Annotated in this window: 1 rRNA gene; it reads right to left on the bottom strand. The window is 51.8% G+C overall.

Annotated elements, in window-relative coordinates:
• Nucleotides 1-16: 16 nt before the first annotated feature.
• Nucleotides 17-2,948 (bottom strand): 23S ribosomal RNA (locus RL70_RS15760).
• Between the last annotated feature and the right edge of the window lie 185 nt (nt 2,949-3,133).

Genomic DNA, 3,133 nt, shown 5'->3' with positions numbered 1-3,133 from the left:
GCTCTTTAACTTATATTTGGGAAAGTCCTCGATCGATTAGTATCTGTCAGCTCCACATGTCGCCATGCTTCCACACCAGACCTATCCACCTCATCATCTTTGAGGGATCTTACTTACTTGCGTAATGGGAAATCTCATCTCGAGGGGGGCTTCATGCTTAGATGCTTTCAGCATTTATCCCGTCCACACATAGCTACCCAGCGATGCCTTTGGCAAGACAACTGGTACACCAGAGGTGTGTCCATCCCGGTCCTCTCGTACTAAGGACAGCTCCTCTCAAATTTCCTGCGCCCGCGACGGATAGGGACCGAACTGTCTCACGACGTTCTGAACCCAGCTCGCGTACCGCTTTAATGGGCGAACAGCCCAACCCTTGGGACCGACTACAGCCCCAGGATGCGATGAGCCGACATCGAGGTGCCAAACCTCCCCGTCGATGTGGACTCTTGGGGGAGATAAGCCTGTTATCCCCGGGGTAGCTTTTATCCGTTGAGCGATGGCCCTTCCATGCGGAACCACCGGATCACTAAGCCCGTCTTTCGACCCTGCTCGACTTGTAGGTCTCGCAGTCAAGCTCCCTTATGCCTTTGCACTCTACGAATGATGTCCAACCATTCTGAGGGAACCTTTGGGCGCCTCCGTTACTCTTTAGGAGGCGACCGCCCCAGTCAAACTGTCCGCCTGACACTGTCTCCTGCCCGGATCACGGGCAAGGGTTAGAAGTCCAATACAGCCAGGGTAGTATCCCACCATTGCCTCCTCCGAAGCTAGCGCTCCGGTCTCTTAGGCTCCTACCTATCCTGTACAGGCTGCACCGGAATTCAATATCAGGCTACAGTAAAGCTCCACGGGGTCTTTCCGTCCTGTCGCGGGTAATGCGCATCTTCACGCATATTATAATTTCACCGAGTCTCTCGTTGAGACAGTGCCCAGATCGTTACGCCTTTCGTGCGGGTCGGAACTTACCCGACAAGGAATTTCGCTACCTTAGGACCGTTATAGTTACGGCCGCCGTTTACTGGGGCTTCAATTCGAAGCTTCGCTTGCGCTAACCTCTCCTCTTAACCTTCCAGCACCGGGCAGGCGTCAGCCCCTATACGTCACCTTACGGTTTTGCAGAGACCTGTGTTTTTGCTAAACAGTCGCCTGGGCCTATTCACTGCGGCTCTCTCGGGCTATAAACCCTACCAGAGCACCCCTTCTCCCGAAGTTACGGGGTCATTTTGCCGAGTTCCTTAACGAGAGTTCTCTCGATCACCTTAGGATTCTCTCCTCGCCTACCTGTGTTGGTTTGCGGTACGGGTACCTCCCACCTCGTTAGAGGCTTTTCTTGGCAGTGTGAAATCAGGGACTCCAGGGTATACACCCCTTGCCATCACAGCTCAATGTTATAGAAACGGGATTTGCCTCGTTTCACACCTCACTGCTTAGACGCGCATGACCAACAGCGCGCTCACCCTATCCTTCTGCGTCACCCCATCACTCAAACGGTGGGGAGGTAGTACAGGAATATCAACCTGTTGTCCATCGTCTACGCCTATCGGCCTCGACTTAGGTCCCGACTGACCCTGAGTGGACGAGCCTTCCTCAGGAAACCTTGGGCATTCGGTGGAAGGGATTCTCACCCTTCTTTCGCTACTCATACCGGCATTCTCACTTCCAAGCGCTCCACCAGTCCTTCCGGTCCAGCTTCAACGCCCTTGGAACGCTCTCCTACCACTGACACCAAAGGTGTCAATCCGCAGTTTCGGTGATTCGTTTAGCCCCGATACATTTTCGGCGCAGCGCCACTCGACCAGTGAGCTATTACGCACTCTTTAAATGATGGCTGCTTCTAAGCCAACATCCTGGTTGTCTGGGCAGCGCCACATCCTTTTCCACTTAACGAATACTTTGGGACCTTAACTGGCGGTCTGGGCTGTTTCCCTCTCGACTATGGACCTTATCACCCATAGTCTGACTCCCAAACATAAATCATCGGCATTCGGAGTTTGTCTGAATTCGGTAACCCGGGATGGGCCCCTAGTCCAAACAGTGCTCTACCTCCGAGATTCTAACGTTTGAGGCTAGCCCTAAAGCTATTTCGGAGAGAACCAGCTATCTCCAGGTTCGATTGGAATTTCACCGCTACCCACACCTCATCCCCGCACTTTTCAACGTACGTGGGTTCGGGCCTCCAGTAAGTGTTACCTTACCTTCACCCTGGACATGGGTAGATCACCTGGTTTCGGGTCTACGACCCCATACTCATTCGCCCTATTCAGACTCGCTTTCGCTGCGGCTCCGCATTCTCTGCTTAACCTCGCATGGAATCGTAACTCGCCGGTTCATTCTACAAAAGGCACGCCATCACCCATTAACGGGCTCTGACAACTTGTAGGCACACGGTTTCAGGATCTATTTCACTCCCCTTCCGGGGTGCTTTTCACCTTTCCCTCACGGTACTGGTTCACTATCGGTCACTAGGGAGTATTTAGCCTTGGGAGATGGTCCTCCCGGATTCCGACGGAATTTCACGTGTTCCGCCGTACTCAGGATCCACTCTGGAGGGGATGAATTTTCGGTTACGGGGCTTTTACCCACTCTGGCGGACCTTTCCAGGTCGCTTCGCCTAACTCATCCTTTTGTAACTCCGTATAGAGTGTCCTACAACCCCAGGAAGCAAGCTTCCTGGTTTGGGCTTTTCCCGTTTCGCTCGCCGCTACTCAGGGAATCGATTTTTCTTTCTCTTCCTCCGGATACTTAGATGTTTCAGTTCTCCGGGTCTGCCTCGTATTTGCTATGTATTCACAAATACGTACCATCCTATTAAAGATGGTGGGTTTCCCCATTCGGAAATCTTCGGATCAAAGCTTACTTACAGCTCCCCGAAGCATATCGGTGTTAGTGCCGTCCTTCTTAGGCTCCTAGTGCCAAGGCATCCGCCGTGCGCCCTTTCTAACTTAACCAAAAAGTTAACGTTCTTCTTTCATTCAGCGATGAATGAGAAGAAAGAACAAAAGAATCGCTGTTCGGCTCACTACGAATAGTGTCCGACTCGGTTGATTGTCTTGATTTGTTGCTTCAATGTTGTTTTATCCAGTTTTCAATGAACAAGTTTGAAGAATATTTAGCACCTGTCTCTTATACACAT

Origin of the sequence: Sporosarcina sp. ZBG7A, from assembly GCF_000813425.1 — a bacterium.
Lineage (GTDB): Bacteria > Bacillota > Bacilli > Bacillales_A > Planococcaceae > Sporosarcina.
The sequence above is the reverse complement of the archived record's forward strand: the minus strand, read 5'-3'. Positions and strand labels throughout refer to the sequence as shown.